Here is a 6943-nt window from a genome sequence, read left to right as displayed (position 1 = left end):
GGGGCAGTCAACGTGCGCGTAGTGACGGCTCTCGGAACCGTACTCCACGTGCGAGGTCGCGATCGTGATCCCGCGGTTTTTCTCTTCCGGCGCGTTGTCGATCTGGTCAAACGCACGCGCCTCACCGCCGAACACTTCCGCACTCACGCGCGTCAGCGCCGCCGTCAGCGTCGTCTTGCCATGGTCCACGTGACCAATGGTGCCCACGTTGATGTGCGGCTTATCTCTTTCGAATTTTTCCTTAGACACTTGACCTATCTCCCGCGCCGTTGCCTTTCTTCGTTATGTTACAGCCAGCCTTCAGCCTTAGAACTGGAGCTCATGGGCGGACTTGAACCGCCGACCTCACCCTTACCAAGGGTGTGCTCTACCACTGAGCTACATGAGCCCTCGACAACCTGGAGCGGGTGGCGGGAATCGAACCCGCGTCATCAGCTTGGAAGGCTGAGGTAATAGCCACTATACGACACCCGCAAAATATGGTGGAGGGGGCAGGATTCGAACCTGCGAAGCTTTCGCGTCAGATTTACAGTCTGATCCCTTTGACCACTCGGGAACCCCTCCGTCTCGCAGCTGGCCCGCAGGCCCTCTGCTTGAAAACGGTGCTGATCTGGAGCTGGTGGAGGGAATCGAACCCCCGACCTACTGATTACAAGTCAGTTGCTCTGCCTGCTGAGCTACACCAGCTGTGTATCGCCAATCAGCGAGGGCAGTATCCTAAGGATTTTGCGGCGGCTTTGCAACACCCTCTTCCGTTTCAATGGTCCGGATCGGTTCCACCCTCGGTATATTGGCTTCGGGCACATTGCCCGACTCCGGTGCTGGTAGACGTCCGGCCAGCAGAAAGACGGCTAGATTGGCGAGCACGAGTATTCCGAACAGAATCCGCACACAGACTCCCGTGTTTCAGCAGCTGCCACTGGCTTCGGCCATTACAGCATCCATCCCCAGAAACACCAGGTCCGGCTCGACGACCGGATCCGCCGGTATTCCTGCTGCCGCAGCCGCCGCATCGCCACCTGTCAGGATCATGGTGCCACGACCCTGCCAGTAATCAGCACTTCGGGCCACCAGGGCCTGCATCAGCCATGCGATGCCGTGATGGACACACTCGGATGTTGTTATGCCGGGTGCAGTGTCGGCACCGGCAACCGCTTCCGGGCGCACCCCCGAGGTTCCCGCGCCCAGCGACTGCGCCATGAGCGCCCCACCTGGAAGGATATAGCCACCCTGATGATTGCCCCAGGCGTCCACATGGTCAACGGTGATCGCCGTTCCGGCATCAAGAACCGTAATCGGGCCCTCCCAGGTACTGTACGCCCCAAGCATCGCCAGCCATCGATCAACCCCCATCTGGGCGGGATCATTATACGCATTGACCACACCACACTGACGGCGCGAAGCCGCAAACTCCATAACCCGCACGTGGTTGCCTGAAACCAGGCTGGCTTTCAGTTGGTTGGCCCGGTCGCCGGCAACCGAGGCAAACTCCAGACGCGCCAGCCTGTCAGAGTCCACGCCCGCAATGCCGTCAGATCCGACCGTTTCCCATGACTGGTCCCCCCGGGCAATGACCTGGCGATCCGCATCAAGACAGCGCCAGTGGACCCGGGAATTCCCCGCATCAACCTGCAGAATCAATCGGGACCTCCAGACTCACCTCTCCGGCATTCAGGCGTATCACTTCGCCATCCGCCGTCCGCAGCCGGAGCTGCCCGGATGCATCAATGCCATCACCGATGCCCCGACAATCCCGGCCCCTGACGGCCACCTGCCGGCCCCGTAACACGTCGTAGTGCGCCCACTCCTCCGGAATGGCCGGATCCGGCCCGGAGCCGAGATCGGACACCGATGCCAGGATTCCCTCAACCAGTGCAGCAGCAAGACGGTTTCGCCCGCCCTCTGGCACTTGCCCTTCCTTGGCCAGGGACGTCCAGGGCTGGTCAATCGCGGTTTCCGGTTCCGTCATATAGACATTCAGGCCCAGCCCGATCACGAGCCTGAGTTCATCCTGGGCCGATCCCTGAAGCTCCGTCAGGATGCCCGCCACCTTGCGACCATTGAGCCACAGATCATTGGGCCACTTGATCCCCAGTCCCTCTATACCAAGCCCCGCAAGGGCCTGGACCACCCCAAGCCCCGCCCTGAGCGTTACGCCCTGGACCGCTGCGGGCCCGGCATCGGTTTCCAGGCCAACGCTGAGATAGAGGTTCCGGGCGAAGGGACTGACCCACCCCCGCCCACGGCGACCGCGACCCTGTAACTGCTGCTCGGCGAGACACACGCGGGGACCTCCGGAATAACCGGAATGCCCCATGAGAAGCGTGTTCGTTGATTCAACGACAGGCTCCAGCGTCAGTTCCGGCTGGGGGTTCAAGGCGGCCAGAACCGGCTCGATGGACTCCCGGGAGAGCAGATCCAGCGGTTCAGCCAGCCGATAGCCCTTGCCGCGGACGGACTCAACGTCCAGGCCGATCTCTTCAAGCCGGCGCAGCTGTTTCCAGACGGCCGTCCGGGTCACACCCAGCCGCTCCGCCAGTTCAGTCCCGGAATGGAGCTGGCCATCCGCCAGCAGGTGGATCAGAGGATAGGGATGCATGTGGTCTCCTTGCCTGATCCGGCTAAGGTAACCAACACAGCAAGGTAAAGGAACACCTCAGGGAATGGGTGTGGCGTTCAGGTTCGATTCCATATCCATGTTCTGGATGCTGACGCCCTGCAGCGCCGTCGCCGTGGAGCTGTTGCCGCTGCCATCATTATGGACAAGATTGACCCGGCCCACATTGAGTTCCCTGAACCGTGTGTGCGTATTCACATGGAAGCTCGGCTGCATTCCGTCAGCGGAATCCGCCTCACGAACGTCGACCGTCAGTTCCGTCTGGACACCGAAATCGTTGTTGCCGGCACCCAGCCCATCGGACGTATGTATGTTGTCGAGCACCAGCTGCATGCCGGTTCCATTCTGGGGGTTGCCCTCTGCATCCGTGGTCCGCCCGGTCTCCCACAGGAAGCGGTTGCGCTTATCGCCCACCGCCTCACTGAAGATGCTCGTAAGGGCCAGTTTGAGCCCTTCCTGCCCTTCCGGCCCCGTAATCACCATCTCACTGTCCTGACCGTAGCGCTGCCAGACGATGCGGCCGAAACTGGCGCCATCTTCCGCCCCGCCGACCCGCAGATTACCCACGTCCATGGTGCTCCACGCCTCGCCCTGCACGACACGGAGGCCATCCTGCACCACTTCCAGCGTCATATCCCGGATATGACCCTCGTAGGAGAGGTCGTCCGCCCAGACGCCCTGGCCGGACTCCTCGGTCAGGGACCCGATACGGCCGTCCTCGATATAGAGGTCCGAGTTGATGGTGATCCCGTCGCCATTCGGACCGCCTGGAGTCAGCGTGTACTGCCCGTCCATGTTGCCGAATTCAAAGGAACGGAAGACCCCGAGGGCACTCAGAAGCTCAGCCCCCGCCTGCACTTCGGCTCCCTCTGCTGAACCCTCGGAGCCGACACGGATCCCATCCATGCGGTAGCCGCCGGAGATGCCATCAAAGCCAACCCGGAGTCCTTTGTAGAACTGGGTGCCCTCAAGCTCCTCATTGCCCGTAACGTTCACGGTCACATCACCGCGCCCCCAGGACTGTATCCCGTCAAACAGCACAGAGTTGCCGTTGGTCGTCCAGGTCAGCCCAGCATCCGCAAGGCTCCATTCAGAGGCGAAGCGCATCCCTTCATCGCCGGCATCCGGGTGCCCGCCTGCCATCAGATACACCTGGTTACCGAAAGCATCACCATTGATGGTTTGGTTCTCATAGAGCCAGCTCAGGTTCACGGAACCGATACTGCGCCCACCATCCCGGCTTCCGGCATCCACCCCCAGCCGGATGTCATCAATGCTGAGACTGCCTTGAGCGCTGGATCCGTCCCCATTCAGAGTAAAGGCCAAGCCCTGGCGGGCCTCCGCCGTGAAATCCTCCCCTACCTCGATGCGCAGATCCTGAACCGCGGAACTGCCACTCATGCCACTGAGCTCAACCCCATAGCCGTTGGTCTTATAGAGGAAGTCACCTGAGTTGAGGGTTGTGTCAGCATTGACACGGATACCTTCCGGCCCCTGGCGGCCACCGCCACCGCTGATCTCAAACTCGGACACGAAATCCTGATCAATCTCGAAACCACCCATGCTGGGGCGACTGCTCTGATCACCGCGAACCGGCGTTTCGCCCTCCGCGTACCGGATCGCTGCGATATCCAGGTACAGGTCAGTCGGTGCCACGTACTGAATGACCCCATTCTCAACATCCAGAGTGTGATCCGAGGCATTAACGAACATGGTTACATCATCAAGAAAGAGCTGGTGCCCATTGGTCTGGTAGCCAAAGCGCGAGTCCAGCATCGAGAAGAAGGAGTTGAAGGTATACCCCTCCTCTGAAAGCGCCCCGCCCGGCGTAATCCGGAACCAGCCATTCATGTCCCGGTCCATCCAGAAGGAACCCATGCTCCGGGCTCCGCTGTCATCCAGTGAGATACCGCCAACCGACACACGTTCATCCTGTATATCGAGCCCGATCTCAAGGCTCCCGTCGCTCAACAGGTCCAATTCGTAGTCCCTTCTCCCCCGGCCGTCGGGATCAGACGCCGACCCGACCTGGATGTCTTCCAGGTGTATCCCGTTATCATTGGTGAAATAGCTGAAACGATCCATGGAGGCCTTGTGGGCCATTTCGACAGTAACGCCCGCCTGCCCCTGGACACCGGCCAGTTCCGCATCGTCCATGGCTTCCATGGCACCCACCTGGCCCGTTGCCGCGTAGAGCGCCATTCCTGCTGCAGAAAACCAGCGATGGAGTACCGGTTTCATCATGACTCAGGGCTCCGTAGGGAAGATCAGTGCATTACCGTCCAGGGTCATGTCACCCCCCATCTCCACGGTCAGGCGATCAACCTGACGGAAATCACTATCGCCAGGGCGGGCCGTTGAACTGGTTGCCATGGTGTAGCTGAAATCCGTAAAACGGGCTGTCTCCGGCAGGCCGATCTCAATGACCTCCCGGTTGAAGTCCGCTGCATCGCCCCCGAATCCCGTATCGTCCCCGGTGATCAGGCGGGTGGCCAGCGTCAGCCCCATGAACTCGAACGTTCCCTGCAGATCGTCCAGTACAATCCAGCCACCGCCCTGATTCAGCTGGGCGGCAATCCGGGCACCACAGCGCTCGCCCTCGCCGCAGTCAAACCCGACAGCCTCCCCCTTGAGGGGACCACCGGACTCATTGAACGTCACATCGCCAGAGAGCGACATGCCCCCATACTGCCCACTGACTCCCGAGAGGTCCTGATCACTCATCGATTCCATCTCGGCCACAGCGTTTGAAGCACAACCGAGGGCAACAACAGCTGTCGCCATGAACCTGCGTATGCTGTACCCCTGAATCGCCATATCAGTCCAGGCTCCTTGTGGTCACATCCAGTTTCTGGAACAGCATCCCCTTCATCCTGGTTGCTCCCATGTCCTGCCCACCGACCTCCAGGCTGCCGACCTCTATGTCGCTGCGGTAGTCATCGTTGGTGTAGTAATCGTTGTAGAAATCGTAGGTGGCATCATCATCGCTGGAGCCGTCACCCGCGTCGTTGATGGGGGCCGGCGACCGGGCGTTGTTGATGGCTTTCAGCTCGAGACGGAAGTTGCCGGGGCCGGCGACGGTCTCACCATCCGTTTTTACTTCCTGGCCTACGCCCAGAACGCCCATGAAGAGCGGCTGATGCTCGTTGCCCAGGGCGAGCTCCATCATGAAATCATTGAAGGCGATTTCGGTGTTGCAGCTGGTTCCGCCCTGCTCGCACGCACTGACCGTCAGGCTGGGCGTGTAGAAATTGGTCTGGATGCGGCCGCGCAGCTGCTGTCGGCTATCGTCAGAGGTCGCCCCCCAGAGCTGGATGAAACTGCCATCCACGACGGCCTTCTCGGCATGGATATTCACCGACTGCGCCGCAGCGGTACCGGATTGCACCGTTGTCTCGAACCCAAGATCCATGCGTTCGCCCCGGATGTTCTGATCCGCATTCGGCGCCCGACTCACGCAGCCGGTGTCCGTTCCGCCAGAAAGACAGGCGACGCCCTCGGATTGTGCAACCTTCTCGGGGGCCGCGTATTCAAACACCGCTTTACCGGCTGCATCACCGCCAATCGCATCACCGTCAAGCAGATCAATCCCGAAGGGGTTGGTCAGGCGTCCAAGGTTGACTGTCTGGAGGTTCTCACCACGCTCGCTTTCAGCACCTCCGATGTAAAGCTGGTCCACCAGTACCTCGACATCCTCTCCGGCCTGGTTGGTGATGCCGCTCAGCCGGAATGTCTGGTTGTTGTCCGGATCATGGCCATGCGCAAAGCGGAAGTCCTCCATGACGATCCCGACTCCCTGCCCCCGGACGTCAGCCATTTCCCGGTTGCTCATGGGCTCCATGCCGGACGCCCAGGCCGACGGCACACCCGCAAGCAAGAGCATCATCAGACCAATGGACGTTTTCAGGGTTCTGTCCGCCAATTGCCAAACTCCTGAGCCGAAAACGGGAGCGGGAATTTCCTTGTATCCAGCATACTCAGGCAGGCAGGCAATGCTTTGAAGCAGTCAGCAGTTTTTCAGGGGAGTCCGTTGGGGGAGCGATCGATTACGGGGAATGCGACTTTTATCACACACATAAAAAAGCCCCGCACGGCGTAGCCGGGCGGGGCTTTGGGTATAGGAGCCTGACGATGACCTACTCTCACATGGGATCTCCCACACTACCATCGGCGCTGGGCGGTTTCACTTCTGAGTTCGGCATGGGATCAGGTGGTTCCCGCCCGCTGTGGTCGTCAGGCAAAAAAGGGTGTGGCAGGCAATGGAGTCTGGTGTTGCGTGGCGCTGGCTCAAGCGTTGATCCGGAGCATGCGCTGGGGTGTTATATA

At 60.5% G+C, this 6943-nt stretch carries 6 protein-coding genes, 4 tRNA genes and 1 rRNA gene; all 11 read right to left on the bottom strand.

The features are described from left to right. A partial coding sequence (locus tag CK501_RS16490) for a GTP-binding protein (RefSeq protein ID WP_233128931.1) occupies positions 1-249 on the bottom strand: 249 nt, incomplete at its 3' end. 64 nt (positions 250-313) lie between these two features. Beyond that, positions 314-388: transfer RNA gene (locus CK501_RS16485), tRNA-Thr, on the bottom strand. Positions 389-399: 11 nt separating this feature from the next. Beyond that, positions 400-474: transfer RNA gene (locus tag CK501_RS16480), tRNA-Gly, on the bottom strand. Between the two features lie 6 nt (positions 475-480). Next, a tRNA-Tyr gene (locus CK501_RS16475) sits at positions 481-564 on the bottom strand. Positions 565-611: 47 nt separating this feature from the next. Next, a tRNA-Thr gene (locus CK501_RS16470) sits at positions 612-687 on the bottom strand. 219 nt (positions 688-906) lie between these two features. Next, positions 907-1641 (bottom strand): type III pantothenate kinase, encoded by a 735-nt coding sequence (locus tag CK501_RS16465; protein WP_095618809.1) that lies wholly within the window; start codon positions 1639-1641, stop codon positions 907-909. Further along, positions 1625-2599 carry a biotin--[acetyl-CoA-carboxylase] ligase gene (locus tag CK501_RS16460; protein ID WP_095618808.1) on the bottom strand — a complete coding sequence of 325 codons (975 nt, stop codon included), beginning with the start codon at positions 2597-2599 and terminating at the stop codon, positions 1625-1627. The genes CK501_RS16465 and CK501_RS16460 overlap by 17 nt, the downstream gene beginning before the upstream one ends. Before the next feature lie 57 nt (positions 2600-2656). Further along, the gene (locus CK501_RS16455; protein WP_095618807.1) at positions 2657-4861 is read right to left on the bottom strand and encodes a DUF6160 family protein; all 2205 of its coding nucleotides are present in this window, start codon (positions 4859-4861) and stop codon (positions 2657-2659) included. A gap of 3 nt (positions 4862-4864) precedes the next feature. Continuing rightward, complete coding sequence (locus CK501_RS16450) at positions 4865-5341, bottom strand: hypothetical protein (RefSeq protein ID WP_198949575.1); 477 nt, start codon at positions 5339-5341, stop codon at positions 4865-4867. 94 nt (positions 5342-5435) lie between these two features. Beyond that, entirely contained in the window at positions 5436-6539 is a 1104-nt protein-coding gene (locus CK501_RS16445) for a hypothetical protein (RefSeq protein ID WP_095618806.1), read from the bottom strand. Positions 6540-6740: 201 nt separating this feature from the next. Further along, positions 6741-6855, bottom strand: a 5S ribosomal RNA gene (rrf, locus tag CK501_RS16440). Positions 6856-6943: the final 88 nt, after the last annotated feature.

The sequence above is a fragment of the Halovibrio salipaludis genome (genome assembly GCF_002286965.1).
Classification (GTDB): Bacteria; Pseudomonadota; Gammaproteobacteria; order Pseudomonadales; family Oleiphilaceae; genus Halospina; species Halospina salipaludis.
This window is presented reverse-complemented; position numbering and strand designations above follow the sequence as displayed.

Coding starts and splice junctions, on each gene's coding strand:
- CK501_RS16460 (WP_095618808.1), bottom strand. CDS start 2,599: ATGCATCCCTATCCTCTGATCCACCTGCTGGCGGATGGCCAGCTCCAT.
- CK501_RS16455 (WP_095618807.1), bottom strand. CDS start 4,861: ATGATGAAACCGGTACTCCATCGCTGGTTTTCTGCAGCAGGAATGGCG.
- CK501_RS16450 (WP_198949575.1), bottom strand. CDS start 5,341: ATGAGTGATCAGGACCTCTCGGGAGTCAGTGGGCAGTATGGGGGCATG.